The organism is Pseudomonas sp. MWU12-2345, assembly GCF_023242385.1.
GTDB classification, from domain to species: domain Bacteria; phylum Pseudomonadota; class Gammaproteobacteria; order Pseudomonadales; family Pseudomonadaceae; genus Aquipseudomonas; species Aquipseudomonas gingeri_D.
In genome coordinates this window covers 101999-124011 of the sequence record NZ_JALLJA010000020.1, presented here as the reverse complement: position 1 = coordinate 124011, position 22013 = coordinate 101999, and the positions used below count along the sequence as shown (strand labels likewise).

Annotated in this window: 14 protein-coding genes and 1 pseudogene; 9 read left to right on the top strand and 6 right to left on the bottom strand. The window is 62.4% G+C overall.

The genetic code is table 11. The features are described from left to right. Positions 1-115: 115 nt before the first annotated feature. Positions 116-1036: a LysR family transcriptional regulator gene (locus tag M5C71_RS28805; protein WP_248769328.1), complete on the bottom strand. Its 921-nt coding sequence runs from the start codon at positions 1034-1036 to the stop codon at positions 116-118. Between the two features lie 161 nt (positions 1037-1197). Between M5C71_RS28805 and M5C71_RS28800 the strand changes: the two genes are divergently transcribed. Both M5C71_RS28800 and M5C71_RS28795 read left to right on the top strand, forming a co-directional pair. After that, positions 1198-2508, top strand: coding sequence for an MFS transporter (locus tag M5C71_RS28800; protein ID WP_248769327.1), 1311 nt, complete (start codon positions 1198-1200; stop codon positions 2506-2508). A 68-nt stretch (positions 2509-2576) separates the two neighbouring features. Further along, on the top strand, positions 2577-3761 hold the full coding sequence (locus M5C71_RS28795; RefSeq protein ID WP_248769326.1) for a M20 aminoacylase family protein: 1185 nt from the start codon (positions 2577-2579) through the stop codon (positions 3759-3761). Here the strand turns inward: M5C71_RS28795 and M5C71_RS28790 are convergent. Next, positions 3758-4066 (bottom strand): annotated as a pseudogene (locus M5C71_RS28790) (transposase); the annotation flags it as partial. The gene M5C71_RS28795 and the pseudogene M5C71_RS28790 overlap by 4 nt on opposite strands. 81 nt (positions 4067-4147) lie before the next feature. Between M5C71_RS28790 and recC the strand changes: the two are divergent. Genes recC through recD form a run of 3 tightly spaced genes read left to right on the top strand, consistent with a single transcriptional unit; the run spans position 4148 to position 13388 of the window. Further along, on the top strand, positions 4148-7606 hold the full coding sequence (gene recC / locus M5C71_RS28785; protein WP_248769325.1) for an exodeoxyribonuclease V subunit gamma: 3459 nt from the start codon (positions 4148-4150) through the stop codon (positions 7604-7606). Then, a complete protein-coding gene (gene recB / locus M5C71_RS28780; RefSeq protein WP_248769324.1) occupies positions 7603-11289 on the top strand; it encodes an exodeoxyribonuclease V subunit beta in 3687 nt (1228 codons plus the stop codon). The genes recC and recB overlap by 4 nt, the downstream gene beginning before the upstream one ends. Next, on the top strand, positions 11286-13388 hold the full coding sequence (gene recD / locus M5C71_RS28775) for an exodeoxyribonuclease V subunit alpha (protein ID WP_248769323.1): 2103 nt from the start codon (positions 11286-11288) through the stop codon (positions 13386-13388). The genes recB and recD overlap by 4 nt, the downstream gene beginning before the upstream one ends. A gap of 114 nt (positions 13389-13502) precedes the next feature. Here the strand turns inward: recD and M5C71_RS28770 are convergent, their stop codons facing one another. The 4 genes from M5C71_RS28770 to M5C71_RS28755 form a co-directional block, all read right to left on the bottom strand. Beyond that, entirely contained in the window at positions 13503-15044 is a 1542-nt protein-coding gene (locus tag M5C71_RS28770; RefSeq protein WP_248769322.1) for an amino acid ABC transporter permease/ATP-binding protein, read from the bottom strand. A 225-nt stretch (positions 15045-15269) separates the two neighbouring features. Beyond that, positions 15270-16058, bottom strand: a complete 789-nt coding sequence (locus M5C71_RS28765; RefSeq protein WP_248769321.1) for an ABC transporter substrate-binding protein — start codon at positions 16056-16058, stop codon at positions 15270-15272. 42 nt (positions 16059-16100) lie between these two features. After that, positions 16101-17159 (bottom strand): 2-oxoglutarate and iron-dependent oxygenase domain-containing protein, encoded by a 1059-nt coding sequence (locus M5C71_RS28760; RefSeq protein WP_248769320.1) that lies wholly within the window; start codon positions 17157-17159, stop codon positions 16101-16103. Positions 17160-17171: 12 nt separating this feature from the next. Beyond that, a complete protein-coding gene (locus M5C71_RS28755; protein ID WP_248769319.1) occupies positions 17172-18023 on the bottom strand; it encodes a sugar phosphate isomerase/epimerase in 852 nt (283 codons plus the stop codon). 333 nt (positions 18024-18356) lie between these two features. On the opposite strand from M5C71_RS28755, the gene M5C71_RS28750 reads away from it, so the two are divergent. The 4 genes from M5C71_RS28750 to M5C71_RS28735 all read left to right on the top strand — a co-directional run bounded on the left by M5C71_RS28750 (position 18357) and on the right by M5C71_RS28735 (position 21992). Next, on the top strand, positions 18357-18932 hold the full coding sequence (locus M5C71_RS28750) for a YfiR family protein (RefSeq protein ID WP_103495245.1): 576 nt from the start codon (positions 18357-18359) through the stop codon (positions 18930-18932). Beyond that, positions 18932-20200 carry a diguanylate cyclase gene (locus M5C71_RS28745; protein ID WP_103495250.1) on the top strand — a complete coding sequence of 423 codons (1269 nt, stop codon included), beginning with the start codon at positions 18932-18934 and terminating at the stop codon, positions 20198-20200. Before M5C71_RS28750 ends, M5C71_RS28745 begins: the two co-directional genes overlap by 1 nt. A 4-nt stretch (positions 20201-20204) precedes the next feature. Continuing rightward, entirely contained in the window at positions 20205-20708 is a 504-nt protein-coding gene (locus tag M5C71_RS28740; protein WP_103495244.1) for an OmpA family protein, read from the top strand. A gap of 162 nt (positions 20709-20870) precedes the next feature. Then, positions 20871-21992: a GNAT family N-acetyltransferase gene (locus tag M5C71_RS28735; protein WP_248769318.1), complete on the top strand. Its 1122-nt coding sequence runs from the start codon at positions 20871-20873 to the stop codon at positions 21990-21992. Positions 21993-22013 lie beyond the last annotated feature (21 nt).

Here is a 22013-nt window from a genome sequence, read left to right as displayed (position 1 = left end):
TGTGGCGCGAAAATATCCGGTGTCAGGTCTCGCCTCCTATAGCGGCTGGTCAACCGCCACACCTACCTCCTTTTTTAAACTCATGCACCGATTTTTCGGGACAGCTGGATCAAGATTATTCAGAGCCATCAAAAACGGCCTTCTGTTTCAACATGGCCAACAACCTTTCCGCCGCAACTGACATTTGCCGACCCGCTCGGACCATCAGGTGTGCTTCAGCACTTTCGAATACTTCGCTGCGGGTCCTAAGCGCTACAAGCGTACCTTCCTCGATCTCATTGGCTACCGCGTGCGCGGACAGAAAGGTCACCCCGAGGTGGGCTTTTACATAGCTCTTCAGGGTGGCGATTGAGTTGGTGACCAGATTGGATTCGAATTGAATGCGGTCGTGGTATTGCGCCAGCTTAACCAGATTGCTTAAGCCAAAGCCGTTGGACATCAATCCTACCGGGTAGGGGCAAACATCACCCAATGCCAGCGGCTGCTTCTTCTCGGTAAGGGGGTGGCCGGGCCAGGTGATGACGCACATTGGCTGTTTGCGCAACATGACCGTACGCACGGCGGGATCGATAGGCGGACGGTATGCCAAGCCGATGTGAGCCTGATCACTTGCCAACATCCGCACTGTGTCGACGGCATTGGCGAACTCCAGAGTAACGACCAGCTTGGGGTGCTGCTGGCTGAAGTCCTGGAGCACCCAGCGGACTAATTCCTCGCGGAAGCCTTCGCCCGCAACAATGTGAATCTCACCTCTCTCCAGACCCTTGAGTTCAGAAATCTGAGTCAGCAGCAATGCTTCGCTTGATCGCCGCTCACGACAATGGTTGATCACCAGCTTGGCAGCCTCTGTCGGGACGATCCCCCTACCATGGCGCTGTAGGAGTTGCACCCCCAACTCGCTTTCCAATTGATGGATTTGCCGGCTGACAACCGAGGGCTCGATATTCAGACGGTCCGCGGCGCCTCGGATCGAGCCGGTTTCTGCAACCTCTGAAAAATAGTGAAGCCGACGTTCACTAAGGCCAATTTTTTGCAATTTAGGGCTCTCCTGTCTGTTGCTTTTAAAGCAACACTTGTCAGCGAATATAGCTATTGTTTGAAGTTTCTACCCTCCCCATAATCCCTGTCAATTGGGCGATGCCAAGCTCATTCAATCGACACAATAAAAACAAATGCGGAATTTGCGAGGACTTCAATATGGCTCAAGCGGCAATACGGATCACATCGATCCCCCTCGATGACCTCGCCCTGCGCAAGATGTATCGAAAAATCAGTTGGCGCCTATTACCTTTTCTGTTGTTGTGCTATGTCCTCGCCTATTTAGATCGGGTCAATATCAGTTACGCCAAGATTGCGATGCAACAGGAGTTCGGTCTGACCGATGCAGCTTATGGATTGGCGGCAGGGGTTTTCTTTATCGGTTATGTAATGTTCGAAGTGCCGAGCAATCTCTGGCTGGCACGAATAGGAATACGTAAGACGCTCAGTCGCATCATGTTGTTGTGGGGGGTGGCTTCAACCTCGATGCTGTTTGTCCATGACAGCTCTACCTTTTATGTCCTGAGATTTTTTCTCGGGGTGTTTGAAGCCGGATTTGCTCCGGGCATGATCCTCTACCTAACCTTCTGGTTTTCAGGCAAGCGTCGCGCTCAAGTAATGGCGTGCGTCCTTTTGGCAGGGCCAGTCTCGAACGTCATCGGTGGACCATTGTCGACCTGGATCATGGGGACTTTCGCCGACACTCATGGCTTGGCGGGATGGCAGTGGATGTTCATCCTCGAAGGGGCGCCCTGCATTCTTTTGGGTATAGCTGCGTTCTTCTTTTTGAGTGACTCGCCGGAACAGGCCAAATGGCTGAGCAAAGAAGAAAAACGTTTGCTGGCGAATGATCTGGAGCAGGTGCAGGTGTCAAAACAACACACGTTCGCTGCAGCCTTGAAGGATTGGCGAATTTACCTGATGGCCCTCATTTACTTCTGTCTGATCTGCGGTCTGTATACCGTCAGTTTCTGGTTGCCGAGCATACTGCGAGACGCTGGCGTAACGAATATTTTCGAGATCGGCCTCTATTCAATGATCCCTTACAGCGCCGCCATTCTCGCGATGCTTATCAATGCTCGGAGTTCCGATCGCCTGGGCGAGCGCCGCTGGCATGGCGCAGTGCCCGCCTTTCTGGGCGCAATAGGCTTGGTGCTGACCGGTTTCAGTTCCGGCAACCTGACGTTGGCGCTGTGCAGTATCACCCTCGCTACGCTATCCACATACGCTGCCTACGCCGTGTTCTGGGCTGCGCCCTCTAGCTACCTCAAAGATACTGCCGCCGCTGGGGGCATAGCCCTGATCAACAGCATCGGTGCCTTTGGTGGGTTTGTTAGTCCGTCTATCATCGGCGCCTTGAAGAACTTCACCGGCTCGTTTGCTGCGGGGATGGCCGTAATGGCCGCCCTTTTAGTGATCGGCGGTCTTTGCACGTTGACGTTGCGTTTACCGGCCCAGGCTCAACCGTAGGAGCTGGGGATGCGTCCCAACTGACAGCACTCCTGCACTTCATTATCCACCGCTAGGAACTCACTGTGATGAAGACTGAACCTCACTACTGCAACGTTGATGATTTACGCCCTCAAGTTGAGGAGCTGACACGTATTCGCCGCCATATTCACCAGCATCCAGAAATGGCCTACGAGGAGTTTCAAACCGCTAAACTCGTTGCAGAGAGCTTACGGGCCTGGGGGTTTAGCGTAACCGAAGGCATTGGTGAGACCGGTGTGGTAGGCAGCCTGACGGTTGGCACCGGCAAGAGCATTGGCATACGAGCGGACATGGATGCTCTGCCGTTGACCGAGCAGACCGGCTTGCCTTACGCCAGTGTCCATCAGGGAAAAATGCACGCCTGCGGCCATGATGGCCATACCGCCATGCTGCTTGGGGCGGCTGGATATCTGGCGCGCACACGAAACTTCCGCGGAACCGTGCACCTCTATTTTCAACCCGCAGAGGAGAAGGGCTTCGATAGCGGTGCGCAACGCATGGTAAATGATGGCTTGTTCGAACGCTTTCCCTGTGATGCCGTGTTCGGAATGCACAACCACCCCGGCGAGGCCCCGGGTACCTTCCTATTTAGAAGTGGACCGTTCATGTCGGCCAGCGACAAGGTCGCGATTACCATTTATGGTCTTGGAGGCCATGCGGCTCGCCCGCACCTTACGGTGGACCCGGTGGTAGTGGCTTCCAGCATTGTCATGTCGCTGCAGACCATTGTCGCGCGCAATATCAACCCTGTTGAACCTGCTGTGGTAACGGTCGGCTTGCTTCAGGCGGGGGTTGCTAACAATGTGATTTCCAGCAGTGCCTACCTTGAACTGAGCGTCCGCTCGTTCAGCAAGCTGGTACGTAGCCAGTTGAAGGAGCGCATCGAAGCGCTGGTCCATGCCCAGGCAAACAGTTATGGAGCAACGGTCACAATCGACTATATGGCGGGTTACCCGGTGATCGACAACAACCGAGTGCAAACCGAATTTGCTCTGCAAGTAGCACGGGAACTGGTGGGTGATGACCATGTGATTGCTCATGCCGATCAGCTTATGTCCAGCGAGGACTTCGCTTACATGCTTGAGCAGCGGCCAGGTTGTTTTTTACGCTTGGGCAATGGCGTTGGAGAAGATGGTTGTATGGTTCATAATCCAGCCTACGACTTCAATGACAAAAACTTGCCTATCGGTGCTGCCTACTGGGCGCGCCTGGTGGAACGATATCTAAACTAAATCAAAAAACCATGCCTGCCGTAACGTCGGACTCGCTTTTTTTGCCGAATACCGCGATCACTCTGGTTAGGTTTTTGCTCCCCGAAAGGGATCTCGATACTGATAGGCGTTGGTTGATCGGCCTGAGTTCGGGGCTTCAGTGTCATCGGAACGAAAGCCGGCAACGCTGGCGCCTGGCGATCACGGTAAGCAGGTATCCACTTTCTAACCAGGTTAGCGTTGATGCCGTGGCGTAGCGCTACGCTGGCCATCGACACGCCAGGTTGCAAGCATTCCTGGACGACTTGAGCTTTAAAGGGTTTGGGATAGGTGTTCCGGCAGGGGGATTGGCCGCGCCGGAGGTGTTAAAGTCCTGCCTTCGTTTTGAATTCTCCAAGGAAGTCGGCATGCCGGACGCGACCTCACTCAACCCCGCCTTCATGGTGGTGCAGAGCAACAGCCCCGAGGAACTGCGTAGCCTGGTGATCAACGTGATGCGACGTTATCCCCTGGCGCCCCTGGAGAACGAAATCGCCCTGGTGCAGAGCAACGGCATTGCCCAGTGGCTGAAACTCGCCCTGGCCGAAGACCCGGAAGGCGACGACCAGGGTGGCTGCGGCATCGCCGCCGCCATTGATGTGCAACTGCCCGGCAGCTTTATGTGGCAGCTCTACCGCAGGGTCCTGGGGCGCGACGAGATCCCGGCCAAATCCCTGCTCGACAAGGGCCCGCTGACCTGGCGCCTGATGCGCCTGCTGCCGGAACTGATCGACCAGCCGCACTTCGAGCCGCTGCAACGCTTCCTCACCCACGACACCGACCTGCGCAAGCGCTACCAGCTGGCCGAGCGCCTCGCCGACCTGTTCGACCAATACCAGGTCTACCGCGCCGACTGGCTGGAAGACTGGGCTGCCGGCCGCCATCAACTGCGCAGCGGTCGCGGCGAGATCAAACCGCTGCCGCCCGCCAATTGCTGGCAAGCCGAGCTCTGGCGTGCATTGCTGCTGGACGTCGGTGAGTCGGGGATGGCCCAAAGCCGCGCCGGCGTGCACCAGCGCTTTATCGAACGGATCAACCAGCTGCAAAGCGCACCACCAGGCCTGCCGCCGCGAGTCATCGTATTCGGCATCTCCTCGCTGCCCGCCCAGGCCCTCGAAGCCCTCGCCGGACTGGCCCGCTTCAGCCAGGTGCTGCTCTGCGTGCACAACCCCTGCCGTCATCACTGGTCCGATATCGTCGCCGACAAGGACCTGCTGCGTAACCAATACAAACGCCAGACCCGCAAGGCCGGGATGCCCCTGGCCCTCGACCCGCAAACCCTGCACCAGCACGCGCACCCGCTGCTGGCCGCGTGGGGCAAGCAGGGCCGCGACTATATCAACCTGCTGGACAGCTACGACGATCCCGCCAGCTACCGCGCGGCTTTCCGCGATGGTCGTATCGACCTGTTCAGCGACAGCACGCCGACAACCCTGCTCAATCAATTGCAGGACGATATCCTCGAGCTGCGCCCGCTCAACGAAACCCGCGAGCACTGGCCGGCGATCAACCTCGAGCACGACCCGTCGATCCGTTTCCATATCGCCCACAGCGCCCAGCGTGAAGTGGAGATCCTCCACGACCAACTGCTCGAACGCTTCAGTGCCGAGCCGGACCTGCGACCGCGTGACATCATTGTCATGGTCCCGGATATCGACAGCTACGCCCCGCATATCCGCGCGGTGTTCGGCCAGCTCGAACGCAACGATCCACGTTTTATCCCCTTCACCCTGGCCGACCAGGGCCAGCGTGGTCGCGACCCGTTGCTGATTGCCGTCGAACACCTGCTCAAGCTGCCCGATAGTCGTTTCCCGGTCAGCGAGATCCTCGACCTGCTGGACGTCCCGGCCTTGCGCGCGCGCTTCAATGTGCAGGAACGTGACCTGCCGACCCTGCATCGCTGGATTGAAGGCGCCGGCGTGCGCTGGGGCATGAACGCCGAACAACGCGCCGGCCTCGGCCTGCCCGATGCTCTGGAACAGAACAGTTGGCAGTTCGGCTTGCGCCGCATGCTGTTGGGCTATGCAGTCGGCAGTGGCGAAGCCTGCGAAGGTATCGAACCCTACGACGAGATCGGTGGCCTCGACGCCGCCTTGATCGGCCCATTGGTGGCCCTGCTCGACGCCCTGGAAATCGCCCACCAGGAACTCTCCGAGCCGGCACTTCCGCAACAATGGGGCGAGCGCCTGCACGCCCTGATCCAGTTGTTTTTCCTCGCCAGCACCGAACACGACGACTATCTGCTGATCCAGCTCGAACAGCTGCGCGCCGACTGGCTGGAAACCTGCGAAGCCGTCAACCTGCAGGAAATCCTGCCGCTGACCGTGGTACGCGAAGCCTGGCTGGCCGGCCTCGACCAGGGCCGGCTGTCCCAGCGCTTCCTCGCCGGCGCGGTGAACTTCTGCACCCTGATGCCGATGCGTGCGATCCCGTTCAAGCTGGTCTGCCTGCTGGGCATGAACGACGGCGACTACCCCCGTGCGCAGCCACCCCTGGACTTCGACCTGATGGGCAGCGACTACCGCCCCGGTGATCGCTCGCGACGGGAAGACGATCGCTACCTGTTGCTCGAAGCCCTGCTCTCGGCCCGGCATCAGCTCTATATCAGCTGGGTCGGTCACAGCATCCGCGACAACAGCGAGCGTCCGGCCTCGGTCCTGATCGGCCAGCTACGCGACCATCTCGCTGCGGGCTGGCGATTGCCGGACGGCGACGGTGAGCAACTGCTGCAAGCCCTGACCCAGGCACATCCGCTGCAACCCTTCAGCGCCCGTTATTTCCACGACAGCCATGCCGAATTGTTCAGCTATGCCCGCGAATGGCAGCAACTGCATGAGACCCAGGGCCCGAACGAAATCAGTGCCGAACTCGACGTCTACCAACAGGACGAGCCACTGACCCTGGCCCAGCTCCAGGATTTCCTGCGCAATCCCGTCCGGCACTTTTTCAGCCAGCGCCTGAAAGTCTTTTTCGAAGCGGCCCAGGCACCCTTGGCCGACGAGGAACCGTTCGTGCTCGATGCCCTGCAACGCTACAGCCTCAGCGACAGCCTGCTGCAAGCGGCGCTGCTCCAGGCGGACAACCCGGACGATGCCCTGCAGCACCAGGCCCGGCGGTTACAAGCCAGCGGCCTGCTGCCCATGGCCGGTTTCGGCGAATTGCTGCAACACGAACTGATCGAACCGCTGCCGGATTTGCTGCAACGTTATCAACAACTGCTCAGCCTCTGGCCGACCCCACTGACCAGTGCCGTGCCCGTCGCCTTCGACACCAGCGCCACCCGGGTGGAGGGATGGCTGAGCGGTTTGCATCAACGCAGTGACGGCGGCCTGCTCGCCGTGACCACCATCCCCAACAGCATCGGCTCGATCAAGACGCGCAAATGGCACCGTCTGACCAAGCCCTGGGTCGAGCACCTGATGGCCTGTGCCTGCGGGCTGTCGATGACCACGGCCCTGGTGGCCAGCGACGACACTCTGCTGCTGCCGCCGTTCGAAGCGCCGCGTGCCGCCGAGACCCTCGGCAACCTGTTGCTGGCCTGGCAGTCCGGCATGCGCCGTCCGCTGCCGGTCGCGGTGAAGACCGCCTTTGCCTGGCTCTCCCAGCCGGACCCGCTCAAGGCGCAGGACGCGGCGCGCAAGGCCTATGACGGCGACGGTGTGAACAGCGAAGGCGAGCGTCGGGAAAGCGCGGCCCTGGCCCGCCAGTTCGCCGACTACAACGCGCTGATTGCCAGCGAGGAATTCGAAGGTTGGTGCGATGCGCTCTATCGGCCGCTGTTCGAAGCGCCGTGGCGTTCCCTCGCTGCCGAGGAGGCGCGCTCATGACCGACAACAAGCCCCCCCTGGCGCTGGCCTTCCCGCTGCGCGGCAGCCAACTGATCGAAGCCAGTGCCGGCACCGGCAAGACCTTCACCATCTCCGCGCTCTACCTGCGCCTGGTCCTCGGCCATGGCGGCGAGGACTCGGGGTTCGGCCGCGAATTGCTGCCGCCGCAGATTCTCGTGGTGACCTTTACCGATGCCGCCACCCAGGAACTGCGCGACCGCATCCGCACCCGCCTGGCGGAAGCCGCACGGTTCTTCCGCGACGAGATCCCGGCCACCGATGCATTGATCGCCCAACTGCGTGACGAATACCCGGTCGAACATTGGCCGGCCTGTGCCAATCGCCTGGATATCGCCGCCCAATGGATGGACGAAGCGGCGGTATCGACGATCCACGGCTGGTGCCAGCGCATGCTGCGCGAACACGCTTTCGACAGCGGCAGCCTGTTTACCCAGACCCTGGAAACCGACCACAGCGAACTGCTGGGCGAAGTGCTGCGCGATTACTGGCGGCTGTTCTGCTACAAGATGCACGGCGATGCGTTGAACTGGGTCCGGGCCAATTGGGGCGGCCCGGCGACACTGTTGCCCCGGGTGCGGGCCCTGTTCGGCAGCGAGCGACGCAACGACAACCTGCAAGAGCCGGCCGAGCTGATCGAGGCCTGCATTCAGGAACGTCGCCAGGCCCTGGTGCAACTCAAGGCGCCCTGGCGACAATGGGCCGCTGAACTGCGGGATATCTGCCTGCAAGGCGTGGCGAACAAGACCGTCGACGGTCGCAAGATGCAGGCGCGCTACTTCGAGCCCTGGTTCGAGAAACTCAGCGCCTGGGCCGTGGACGAAACCCAGGAGCAACTGGATATCGGCACCGGCTTCAGCCGTCTGACCGCCGCGGGCCTGGCTGAAGCCTGGAAGGGTGAGCCACCGAGCCATCCAGCCCTCGACGCCATGGCTGGCTTGAAAGCCAGCCTCGACGCCTTGCCCACCCCGGATGCCGCCGTGCTCGAGCACGCCGCCCGCTGGGTCGGTGCGCGCTTCGAGGAAGAGAAGCGCCGACGCGCCGAGATGGGCTTCGACGATATGCTCCTGCGTCTCGATGCGGCGCTCCAGGCCGACGGCGGCGAGCGCCTGGCGAGCCTGATCCGTGAGCAATTCCCGGTGGCCCTGATCGACGAATTCCAGGACACCGACCCGGTGCAGTACCGGATCTTCGAGAGTATCTACCGCATCGAGGACAACAGTCCCGAGTGCGGCCTGTTTCTGATCGGCGACCCGAAGCAGGCGATCTACGCCTTCCGTGGTGCCGATATCTACACCTACCTGCGAGCGCGCCAGGCCACCCACGGTCGCCTGCATACCCTGGGTACCAACTTCCGTTCCAGCCAGGCGATGGTCACGGCGGTCAACCATGTCTTCGAGCGTGCCGAGCAGCGCGAGCAAGGACGTGGTGCATTCCTGTTTCGCGAAGGCGATGAGAACCCGGTACCGTTTCTGCCGGTGGCTGCCCAGGGGCGCAAGGAGGTCTTGCAGATCGACGGCCAGCCCGTGGCGGCGCTCAATCTCTGGCAGTTGGCAACCGAGCAGCCGGTGTCCGGCGCGTTGTATCGCCAGCAGTTGGCCGCGGCCTGCGCCACGCGCATTGTCGAGTTGCTCAACGGTGGTCAGCAGCAGCGTAGCGGTTTCGTCCGCGACGGCGTCCTCAAGGGCGTGCTGCCCTCCGATATCGCGATCCTGGTGCGTGACGGCAAGGAGGCCCAGGCGGTCCGTGGCGAGCTGGCCAGTCGCGGCGTACGCAGCGTTTACCTCTCGGACAAGGATTCGGTGTTCGCCGCCCAGGAGGCCCATGACCTGCTGGCCTGGCTCAAGGCTTGCGCCGAGCCGGATGTCGAACGTCCGCTGCGGGCGGCCCTGGCCTGCATCACCTTGAACCTGTCGCTGGCTGAACTGGAGCGCCTCAACCAGGACGAGCTGGCGTGGGAGGCGCGGGTCATGCAGTTCCGCCGCTACCGCGAGATCTGGCGCAAACAAGGCGTGTTGCCGATGCTCCGTCGGCTGATCCATGACTTCCACCTGCCCCAGGCGCTGATGACCCGCAGCGATGGCGAACGGGTGCTGACCAACTTGCTGCACCTGTCCGAACTGCTGCAACAGGCGGCCGCCGAGCTGGACGGCGAACAGGCACTGATCCGTCATCTCGGCGAGCACCTGGCGTCTTCCGGCCAGGCCGGTGAAGAACAGATCCTGCGCCTGGAAAGCGACGAGCAACTGGTCAAGGTGGTGACCATCCACAAGTCCAAGGGCCTGGAATACCCCTTGGTGTTCCTGCCCTTTATCTGCTCGGTCAAACCGGTGGACGGCAGCCGCCTGCCGCTGCATTACCACGATGCCGAGCGCAAGGCCCAGGTCAGCCTGAAGCCTACCGCCGAGTTGATCGCCCAGGCCGACGACGAGCGCCTGGCTGAAGACTTGCGCCTGTTGTACGTGGCCCTGACCCGGGCCCGGCATGCTTGCTGGCTGGGAGTGGCGGACCTCAAGCGTGGCAATCACAATGCCTCGGTGCTGCACCTCTCTGCCCTCGGTTATCTGCTCGGTGGCGGCGCTGTGTTGGGCGAGTCCGCGGGCCTTGAACGCTGGCTGCTGGACCTGCGGGAAGGTTGCCCGGCGTTGGGCTACGAATCACTGCCAGCGGCCACCGCCGAAGCCTTCCAGCCACCGCGCAACGAAGCTGTCTTGCTCGCCCCGCGCTTGCCCACGCGCAGTGCTTCCGAGTACTGGTGGATCGCCTCCTACAGTGCCTTGCGCATCGGTGAGGCGCAGAGTGCTGACACCGACGAAGCACCGGAAAGCCCCCAGGCGCAAAAGCTCTTCGACGACGAACGTCTCGATCCGGCCGCACCCCGCGACCTGGTGCCGAGCGGTAGCGATATTCACCGTTTCCCCCGTGGCCCGAACCCCGGCACCTTTCTCCACGGCCTGCTCGAATGGGCCGGTGATGAAGGCTTTGATGCCGACCGCACATTGATCGAAAAGGCCGTTGCGCCACGCTGCAATCTGCGGGGTTGGAAAGGCTGGATCACAGCCCTGAGCGATTGGCTCGCCGATCTGCTGCAAACCCCTTTGCGCCTGGGCAACGATCAACCGCCGGTGGTCTTCCAGGACCTGAAGGCCTACCGGGTGGAGATGGAGTTCTGGTTCGCCAGCCACACGGTGGATGTGCTCAAGGTCGACGAACTGGTACGCCGCCACACCCACGGCGGCGTCGCCCGGGCCAAGGCCGAGCCGGTCTCGCTCAATGGCATGTTCAAGGGCTTTATCGACCTGACGTTCGAACACCAGGGGCGCTACTACGTGGCCGACTACAAATCCAACTGGCTGGGCGCCGATGACGCGGCCTACACCGAGCAGGCCATGAACCTGTCGATCCTCGACAACCGCTACGACCTGCAATACGTGCTCTACCTGCTGGCCCTGCATCGCCAGCTCAAGGTGCGGCTGCCGGATTACGACTACGACCGGCATATGGGCGGGGCCTTGTACCTGTTCCTGCGCGGCACCCGGGCGCCGAGCCAGGGTGTGTTTTTCACCCGGCCGCCGCGGGAGCTGATCGAGCACCTGGACCTGCTGTTCCAGGGTAAACCGGTGCCCCGCGGCGAGCCCGTCTGGGAGCAGGGGAGTCTGTTATGAAACGTTCTTTTTCGGAAATCCTGCCGACGGCGCTGAGCGACGACAGCCTGGCTGAACTGACGCCCCTGAGCCGCGCGGCGGACTTGTTGTTGCTGTTGGAACGCTGGGTCGAACGGGGTTGGTTGCGGGCGCTGGACAAGGCCTTCGTGGCCTTTCTCCATGAACTCGATCCCGAGGCCGATCCGCTGGTGCTGTTGGCGGCAGCGCTGACCAGCCACCAGTTGGGCCATGGGCATGTCTGCCTCGATCTGTTCGCCACCTTGCAGGAGCCGGACTTCGCCCTGTCCCTGCCACCGGAAGGCGATGTGCAGGGCGGGGCGCTGCTGCTGCCGTCGCAATTGCTGGTGGCCCTGGACGGTGAGCACTGGTGTCGCTCCCTGCAAACAAGCTCGCTGGTGGCGTTGGCGGACGAGGTGGGTATCGAAGCGGCACAGCGTCCGCTGGTGCTCAGCGGGCGACGCCTGTACCTGCGCCGCTACTGGGCTTACGAACGGCGTATCGACGAGGCCTTGCGTCGGCGCCTGGCGGAACAGGAAGAGACCCCGGATGACCTGGCGCAACGCCTGACCGCACTGTTCGGCGCGGTGCAGCCCGGTGCGCTTATCGATTGGCAGAAACTCGCTTGTGCCCTGGCCACGCGGGGAGCATTCAGCATCGTTACCGGTGGTCCCGGCACGGGCAAGACCACCACCGTGGTGCGCCTGCTGGCCTTGCTCCAGGCGCCGGGGGTGGCGGCGGGAAAACCCCTGCGCATCCGCCTGGCGGCACCCACCGGCAAGGCCGCCGCGCGGCTGACCGAATCCATCAGTGCCCAGGTGCGCTCGCTGGAGATCGACGATGGCGTGCGCGGCAAGATCCCCAGCGACGTCACCACCGTGCACCGTCTGTTGGGCAGCCGGCCGGGCACCCGGCACTTCCGTCACCACGCCGGTAACCGCTTGCCGCTGGATGTACTGGTGGTGGACGAAGCGTCGATGATCGACCTGGAAATGATGGCTAATTTGCTGGATGCGTTGCCTGACCATGCACGACTGGTGCTGCTGGGCGACAAGGACCAGTTGGCCTCGGTGGAAGCCGGTGCGGTACTGGGGGATCTGTGTCGGGATGCCGAGGAGGGCTGGTACAGCGCGGGGACCCGTGGCTGGCTGCAAGCGGTCAGCGGCGAGGACTTGAGCGGCAGCGGTTTGCAGGAGGACCTGGACGACAGCCATCCACTGGCCCAGCAGGTGGTGATGTTGCGGCACTCCCGGCGCTTCGGCGAAGGCAGCGGTATCGGCCAACTGGCCCGCCTGGTCAATCGCCAGTCGGCGGACGAGGCGCGGGCGCTGCTGGCGGCCGGCAGTCACGCGGACCTGTTTGCACTGTCGCTCAAGGGCGAGCAGGACAGGCAGTTCGAGCGTTTGGTGCTGGACGGCCAGGGCACCGGCCCGAAAGGTTACCGGCACTATCTGGGGGTACTGCGTAGTCGGCGTCCGGATGCCGGCACCGATCTGGCGGATGCGCGCTGGACCGATTGGGCGCGCACGGTGCTCCAGGCTTTCGACGAGTTCCAGTTGCTCTGTGCCGTGCGCAAGGGGCCCTGGGGCGTCGAAGGGTTGAACCAGCGGATTACCTCGGCGTTGTTTGCCCATCGGCTGATCGACAGCGACCAGCATTGGTACGAAGGGCGCCCGGTGCTGATGACCCGCAACGATTACGGCCTGGGTTTGATGAACGGCGATATCGGCATTGCCTTGAAACTGCCGGAGCGCGACGGGCCCGAGGCCGGCCAGCCGGTATTGCGGGTGGCCTTCCCGCGTAATGACGGGCAGGGCGGGGTACGTTTTGTCCTGCCCAGCCGGTTGAACGATGTGGAGACGGTGTACGCCATGACGGTGCACAAGTCCCAGGGCTCGGAGTTCGCCCATACCGCCTTGATCCTGCCGCAGGTGTTGAACCCGGTGTTGACCAAGGAACTGATCTACACCGGTATCACCCGGGCCAAGGATTGGTTCAGTTTGATCGAACCCCGTGGCGGGGTGTTCGAAGAGGCGGTGGGGCGCAAGGTCAAGCGGCTCAGTGGATTGATGCTGGAGTTGGGCGCTGAAACGGGACTTTGAGAGCGCCACGAACCTTGTAGGAGCTGGCTTGCCAGCGATGAGGCCCGAAAGTCTTGCATCGACTATTCGGCCACCATCGCTGGCAAGCCAGCTCCTACAGGGACGGCGTTCGCTTCAGCTGGCCTGCGCCACGCTCGCTGTGGTAGCGGCTTCAATCCCCATGAACCGCCGCACCCGCTCACCCGCCGCCTCCTCGCGAATCGCCTGCGGGCTGGCGTCCAACTGCACCACCCCGTTCTCCATAAACACCACCCGATCGGAAATCGACATGGCGAAATCCATCTCATGGGTGACGATCAACATCGTCATCCCTTCATCCGCCAACTCGCGAATCACCTTCAGCACTTCCCCGACCAGCTCCGGGTCCAGTGCCGAAGTCGGCTCGTCGAACAGCATGATCTGCGGTTCCATCGCCAGCGCCCGGGCAATCGCCACCCGTTGCTGCTGACCGCCGGACAACTGGTGCGGGTACTTGCGGGCATGGGCCAGCAGGCCGACCTTGTCGAGCAAGGCGAGTGCCCGCTGTTCGCTCAGTTCGCGGGCCACGCCGTGGTAGCGTGACGCCAGGGTGATGTTGTCGAGAATGCAGCGATGGGGGAACAGGTTGAAGTTCTGGAACACCATGCCGATGCGCCGCACACCCCGACGAATCTGCGGGTTGTTCGGGGGATTGGCGGCGCTGATAAAGCCCTCGCCGAAGAGCACGATCTTGCCCTGGTCGATACTTTCCAGGCCGTTGACGGTGCGGATCAGCGAGGTCTTGCCCGAGCCGGACGGGCCGATAATGGAAATCACCTGGCCACTGCCGACCGCCAGATCAATGCCCTTGAGCACTTCGTGGCTGCCATAGCACTTGTGGATATTCTGCAGGTCCAGCGCCAGCGGAGCACCGCTGACCGACGGCGCGCGAGGTGGCGGGGTCAGCGTCGGCTGCGCGGCCCTGAGTCCGGCGATGGCGGTCTCATCGAGGGTTTGCGGCTTGCGCTGACCCAGGTCGAGATGCCGCTCCAGGCGTTGCAGGAGCCAACCGAACAGGCTCACGATCAACACGTAGTACACCGCCACCGCGCCAAGGGTTTCCATCACCAGGAAGTTCTGCGCATAGAGGCGCTGGCCGACGGTGAGCAGCTCGGTGAGGGAGATCACCGAAACCAGCGAGGTCAGTTTCACCACCGTGATGTATTCGTTGATCAGGGTCGGCAGCGAGATACGAAAGGCCTGGGGAATCACAATCAGCCGTTGCATCCCGAGCACGCCGATACCCAGGGCGCGGCCGGCTTCCTTCTGGCCCCTGGCGACCGAGATCAGCCCGCCGCGATGGATCTCGGCCATGTAGGCGGCTTCCGTGACCACCAGCGCGAGCAACCCGGAATAGAATGGGTCGGAGAGTACGCCGCCGGTGCTCGGGAACAGTTGTGGCAGGTTGTAGACGAACACCACCAGCACCAGCAGCGGGATGCTGCGAAAGAACCAGATATAGGCCGCCGCCGGGAGGCGTAACCAGGCCGAGGCCGATAGCTTGGCCGAGGCCAGGAAGAAACCCAGCAACATGCCGATAAACCAGGCCAGGGCGCTGAGCTCGACCACAGTGACGCAGGCCTGCCAGAAGGCCGGCATCGAGAACAGCGAAAAGAAATAGGGCCAATCGAATTGCATAGATACCTCGGTGTTGCAATGGAGCGATTACTGAGCGATGACATCCTTGTGGGCGCGGTGCTTGGTCCGGGCGGCGTTCCGACGAAGAACGACGCTCCTGTGGGAGCGGAGCTTGCCCGCGAAGAAGTCGCTGCGGTCGTCCAGGCATACCGCGTCATCGTTCTTCGCGGGCAAGCACCGCTCCCACATTAAAAACCCCACAGGACTCAAGCCCTGTAGTGGACCTTACTCCGCCGCTTCCAGGCTGTACTTGCTCAGTATGGCCGCGTATTCGCCGCTCTTCTTCGTCTCCTCGAATGCCTTGAGCAGCGCCTGGTACGTCGCGTCATTGCCTTTCTTCACAAAGATCCCGAGGGTCTGCGGATAGACCAGATGTTCGCTGGTCACCACCACCCGGCCCTTGGTCTTCTCGGCGATCAGCTTGGCCGCGCCGGCAATTTCCACCTGCGCCTGGACGTTGTTGGACAGCAGCGCCTGGGTCACTTCCGGTGCCGAGGGATATTCATTCACGATGATTGCGCCCTTGCCCTTGGGCACACAGTAGTCGGTTGACAGCTTCTGGAGCTGTGCGACCCAGGTGGTGCCCTGTTCAAGGCCGATCTTCAGCCCGCAAAGGTCCTCCGGCGTGCCCGGTTTCAGCGTGCTGGCGCTGGGCACCATGATCGCCGCGCCGGTCTTGGCATAGGCAATGGTCATGGCCTGGGTCTGGCGCTCGGGGGTGATGTACATGCCGGAAATGATTGCGTCGTAGTGCCCGGCATTGAGGCCGAGGATCAGGCTCGGGAACTTGGTGTCGACGAACTGCGCCTTGGCGTCCAGGTGCTTGGCCAGGGCCTGGGACAACTCGGGATCGGAACCGACCACGTTCTTGTCGGCGTCATAGGACTCGAAGGGCGGGTAGGTGATTTCCATCCCGACCTTCAATTGGCCAGGGGTGGCCGTCGAGGCGAAGGCGGCACTGCTGCACAGCAGGCCGGCGGCGATCAGGGTCAGGCTGGTTGTTTTCTTATACATGCTCGGTGGCTCCGATATGAAGGCTGGGGTGTGAGGGCTGGGTCAGGACGGCTGCGACTGGTTTTTCAAGTGGCCGAAACTCGACGGCTTGCGAGCTTTTTCCGGCAGGGCGATCTCGCCGTTTTCCACGCGCTTGCGCAGGTACTGGTAGGTTTGCAAGGCCTGGCCGTACATGTGCTCGCCAATGGCGATCTGTTCGTAGTCCTGACCGGCCTGGGCGAAACCCGGCAGCGGCTGGATCAGGGTGTGGAAGTCGCAGGCATAGAACAGCGGGAAGGAATACCGCTCCTCGCTCACCGTGCGCACCCGGTGCGCGGTGGCGACAAAGGCCCCGGCGCTCATCACTTCGAGCATGTCGCCGATATTCACCACGAAGGCTCCCGGCAGGGGCGGCGCGTCGATCCACTGGCCCTGGTCGTTCATCACTTCCAGGCCCGGTTTATCCGCCAGCAGAATGGTGAAGCACTCGTAGTCGGTGTGGGCGCCGATGCCGGGGGCATCCTGGGCGGCACCGTCGAAGGGGTAGTGGATCAACCGCAGCTTCGATGGCGGTCGGGTGACCAGCGCATCGAAGGTGTTCTCTTCCAGGCCCAGGGCCAGGGCAAAACCGCGGAACAGCTTGCGACCGAGGGCGAAGACCGCCGCGTAATAAGCCTGCACCGCGTCCTTGAAACCGGGCAGGGTCGGCCAGTCATTCGGTCCCAGCAGCGGTGTGCCGGCCAGTACCAGCGGATCGTCCGCCGGTACTTCGAAGCCGATGTCGAAGGCTTCCTTGTGGTCCGGCTTGCCCTTGGCGTACACCTCTTCGCCTTCCGGGACAAAGCCCTTGTGGGATTCTGAGGTGCCGATGTAATGCCGCATCTTGGTTTCGAACGGCTGGGCGAAATAGTCCTTGGCCGCCTGGCGCAGGTTGTCGATCAACTGCGGATCGATCCCGTGCCCGGTGATGTAGAGGAAGCCCACTTCGCTGGCGGCGGCCCCCAGTTGCTCGGCCACCGCCAGCCGGTGTTCGAGCTCGACGCTGAACAGCCCGGCGATGTTCACCTGCGGAATGCTCTTGAAGTTGGCCTGGGCCGGGCTGTTGGGTGTGTTCTCAGGCATGACGCAAGCACCTCAGGGTTGGGTTGATTGGCTGAAACGCTGGAAATGTTCGCGCTCGGTCCGGGCCATCCAGACATTCAGCGACCACAGGTCGGCGACCGGCACATCGGTGAAGGGCAGGTGATGCAGGTAGCCGTCGGCACCGAACTCCGGGGTCAGCGTGGTGACCGTGTAGCCGCGTGCCTGCTGGGCCCGCCAGATGCTTTCCCAGTGGGCCTGGTGGAAGGCCAGCTCGCGGGCGTACTCCGGGGCGCCGGGGTGCGGCACCTGCGGGCCCTGGTCGTAGCCGACCCGCGCCTGGATATGGTGGACGCGTTCGACAAAGGCGCTGAGGTCATCGGCGGGATCGTCCAGCAGGCGTTCGCAGGTGACGATCCAGTGGCTGATGTCGCTGGTGAAGCGCAGGTCGGGCAGTTGCCGGATCAGTTCCAGGGTGACCCAGGGATTGAACAGCGAGCGCGAGCGATGGGTTTCAAAGGTGCAGAACTGACCGTGACGTTTCGCCAGGGCCATGGCCTGGCCGAAGAATTCCACCTGTTGCGCCAGGGGCCAGCGGTCGTTGCCGGCCAGCACATTGACGAAACGCGGTTGCAGCTCGGCGGCCCAGGCCAGTTTGCGGTCCAGGTCCTGCAGGTGTTCGGCGGGCGCGGCGGCCTGTTGGGGGAGCACGTCGTAGGCGGTGAAAACGGTGCTGATATAGCGCAGGTGGTTGGCCCGCAAAAAGGCGGCGAACTCGCGGCGTTCAGCGGCGTCCAGCGGCAGCCGCGCCTCCAGGCCGTCGAAGCCGGCGGCCAGCAGTTCTTCAAGGGCCTGGGCCTTGCTCGCGGTATAACCCCAAAGGGTACGGAAAATCTCCAGTTTCATCGGTGCGCCTCAACGAAGCCTTGAACGGTTCGATGCGCGTCACGGTGTGAGGCCGGGACGAGCGGTTACGGCAGTAACAGAGGGCGTTCGTCTAGCCAGTTCTCTGCGGAGCCGGTCTGACATCAGATCAGGGGAGAGCCTTCTCCCCTGCAGGAGCGTGGTGTCGATCTTAGGCAGCCCATGGCACGCAGAAGAATAGGAAAGCTCAAATCCATACTTCAGAGTTTTGTAAACCAATAGTTGGCTATCTAGTGCTTGAGATCCATCCTGGCGATTCAGGGGGTATGCTATTGTTTCGGCTTTATTCCTACGTAGTTTTAAGAGAATTCCTGCATGAACGTGGCTGTCTCGACGACAGGGCGATTTGGTGGGTGGAAGCCGTTCTGCCTGTCTGCCCTTCTCTGTTTGTCGACGCACATCAGCTTTGCCCAGGACGCCGTGCCCAGCGCCGCGGCCGATCAGCGTGCCCAGGCGGTCACCCAGGTGGTGCTGGGGATTCTCAGTTATGCGCGCTGGCCGGTGGAGCCTGCGCAACTGCGCCTGTGCATTGTCGGTCCCACCGAGTACACCGACGATCTGGTCAAGGGCACCACCCAGGCGTCCGGGCGACCGGTGTTGGTCCAGCGCCTGCTGGCGAGCAGCCCGACCCTCGGCAGTGCCTGTGATGCCGTGTATATCGGCAAGCTGAGCAGCGAAGAACGCAGCCAACTCTTCAGTGCCCTGAACGGCCACGCGGTGCTGAGCATCAGCGAAGGCGGCGATCAGTGCACCGTGGGCAGCCTGTTCTGCCTGCGGGTCGCCGATAGCCAGGTGTCGTTCGAGGTCAACCTCGACTCGGTCGCCCGCAGTGGCGTGCGTATTCACCCCAGCGTGTTGCAACTCTCGCGACGCCGGAGTCCCCAGCCATGATCGGCTGGCTCAGGTCCGGCACGCGCCCCAGCCTGCGTTCGGTGCTCGGGCGTGGGCATCTGCTGGCGGCCATGGCCGCCGTTGGCCTGGTGAGTGTTTCGTTGACCTTTCTCGGTGTGCTGGCCCTGCGGGTCTACGCCGACCACAATCTGCACCTGATCGCCCGTTCCATCAGCTACACCGTGGAAGCGGCGGTGGTGTTCAACGACAGCAGCGCGGCCACCGAGGCCCTGGCCCTGATCGCCGAGACGGAGGAGGTGGCCGATGCCGAAGTCTTCGATGCCCGCGGTCAATTGCTGGCGCGCTGGCAGCGGCCGGAAACCGGCCTGCTCTCTGAAGTGGAAATGCAATTGGCGCGGGCCCTGCTGGAACAACCGATCCGCCTGCCGATTGTCCATCAGGATCGCGAGGTCGGCAGCATTCGCCTGACCGGCCATGGCGGTAGCCTGTTGCGTTTCCTGATCAGCGGTCTGCTCGGCATCGTCGTGTGCAGCGTCCTGGCGGCGTGGCTCGGGTTGTACCTGGCGCGGCGCCTGCTACGGGGCATTATCGGCCCGTTACGCAGCCTTGCCGATGTGGCCCACGCCGCGCGTGTCGAGCGTGCCTTCGACCGACGTGTACCGCCGGCGCAGATCGCCGAGCTGGACAACCTGGGCACCGACTTCAACGCCCTGCTCGACGAGTTGGAGTCCTGGCAGACCCACCTGCAGAGCGAAAATGAATCCCTGGCCCACCAGGCCAGCCACGACAGCCTGACCGGCCTGCCGAATCGGGCCTTCTTCGAAGGCCGGCTGATGCGCGCCCTGCGCAATGCCGCCAAGCAGGGCGAGCGGGTCGGCGTGCTGTTTCTCGACAGTGATCGCTTCAAGCAGATCAACGACAACTTCGGTCATGCGGCGGGCGATGCGGTGCTGGTCGCCGTGGCCACGCGGGTGCGGGCGCAGTTGCGCGAAGAGGACCTGGTGGCGCGCCTGGGCGGCGATGAGTTCGCCGTGCTGCTCACGCCGGTGCACAAGATCGAAGACGCCCAGCGCATTGCCGACAAGATCATTGCCAGCATGGACGCCCCCATCCCGGTGCCGGGCGAAGCCCAGGTGCTGACCTCGCTGAGCATCGGCATCGCGGTTTATCCCGATCATGGCGCCACCCCGGGCACCTTGCTCAACGCCGCCGATGCGGCCATGTACCATGCCAAGCGCCTCGCCCGAGGCGGGCAGCACACGGCGGGGTCGGAGCACTCCGCCGCCATTGTTCAGACCAGGAGTTGAACCCTTGTACACATTGACCCGTCGGACCCTGCGTTTTTTCACCCTGGCCCTGTTTACCGCGCTGCTGGCGCTGGCCGGCTGCCAGACCGCGCCGCCCAAAGGCCTGAGCGCGGCCCAGATCGCCGTGCTCAAGCAACAGGGTTTCGAGCTGACGGACGAGGGCTGGGCTTTCGGCCTGTCGGGTAAGGTGCTGTTCGGCAGTGACCTGGAAGTGTTGAACAAGGAAAGCCACGATATCGTCGAGCGCATCGCCAAGGCGCTGCTGGGCGTGGGTATCCAGCGGGTGCGGGTGGACGGGCATACCGATGCGTCGGGCAAGGAGTCCTACAACGAACAGCTGTCCATGCGCCGGGCCAACAGCGTGGCGACGGTACTCGAGCGGTCCGGCATGAAACACGAGAATATCCAGTTGCGCGGCCTGGGCAGCCGCGAGCCGGTGGCCAGCAACGACACGGTGGCGGGGCGTACCGAGAACCGCCGGGTGTCGATTGTGGTGATTGCCGACTGAGTGCCGCAAGTCGCGTGAGCGTTGCCCGGGCGCGGCCTTTGGCAACGTGGCGAACCGCGCGATAGCGGTTGAAATAATTGGCTTCCATCCTTTCTCGATGCACCTGCATGGGGGTATAAGGATGGGCCCTCTCAGGAGGGAGTCGACTGAGAGGATGTTTTAATGCTTCAAGTTCAATGGGCCAGCCACGCTGCGTCTGTTCCCGCCACACTGTGGGAAAGCTGTTTTAGCGGCGTCGAAGGTCGTTGGTGGTATGAAGCCCTGGAAGAGGGCGGGCTTGAAGACCAGTTCGAATTTGCCTACGCCATTCTGGAGAAAGATGGGCAGCCGATCGGCTTGGCGCCCACGTTCATCATGAACGTGCCCATGGAATTGGTCGTTCCGCCGGTGATTGCCAAGATGCTCCGGGTGATCCCGACACTGCGTTACCAGCGCACTCTGTTCGTCGGTTCACCCTGTTCCGACGAGGGCACCATCGGTTTGCTGCCGGGGTATTCGCTGGCGGATATCCTCGGGCCGCTGCAAGACGCGCTGAGCTTGCGGGCGAAAGCCAAGAACGCGGCGATGACTGTCTGGAAGGATTTTGGCGAAGCCCAGAAAGCGGCGTTTGAAGGGCTGTGCGCAACCCGCGGGCTGTTTCCCATGGTGAGTTTTCCGGGCACGGCGGTCGAACTGGCCCCGGGTGGTTTCGAGGGCTATCTCAAGACCCTCAAGAGCCGTCACCGTTATCTGCTGAAAAAGAAGCTCAAACACGGTCTGGTGCCAGGAGCCCTGACGGTCCAGGTCGTGCAGCAACCGGATGAAGCAACGCTGCAAGAGCTGTACAGCCTCTTTCTGCAAACCTACGAGAAGGGCAAGACCAAATTCGAAAAGCTCACCTTCGAGTTCTTTCGCCAGATCGCCCTCAAGCCAGAGTCGCATTTCATCCTGTTGAGCGATGAAAAGACCGGCAAGATGGTGGCGTTCATGCTCTGCTTCCTGCTCGGTGACAAGGCCATCAACAAGTTCATCGGCATCGATTACCAGGCGGGCAAGCAACTGCATCTGTATTTCCAGCTCTGGGAGCAGGCGGTGAAGTGGTCCAGCAGTGTCGGTGCCACGCGCCTGGACAGCGGCCAGACCGGCTACCGGGTCAAGCGTGAACTCGGCCATCACCTGGTGCCGCTGGACTGCTATTGCCGTCATCGCAACCCGTTGCTGCATCGGGTCTTCGGCGCGGTGGCCAAGGGCATCACCTGGCAAAGCCTGGACCCGGATCTGCAGACCATGGCCGAGGAACAGTAGGCGCGGTTACTGGTGTCTCCA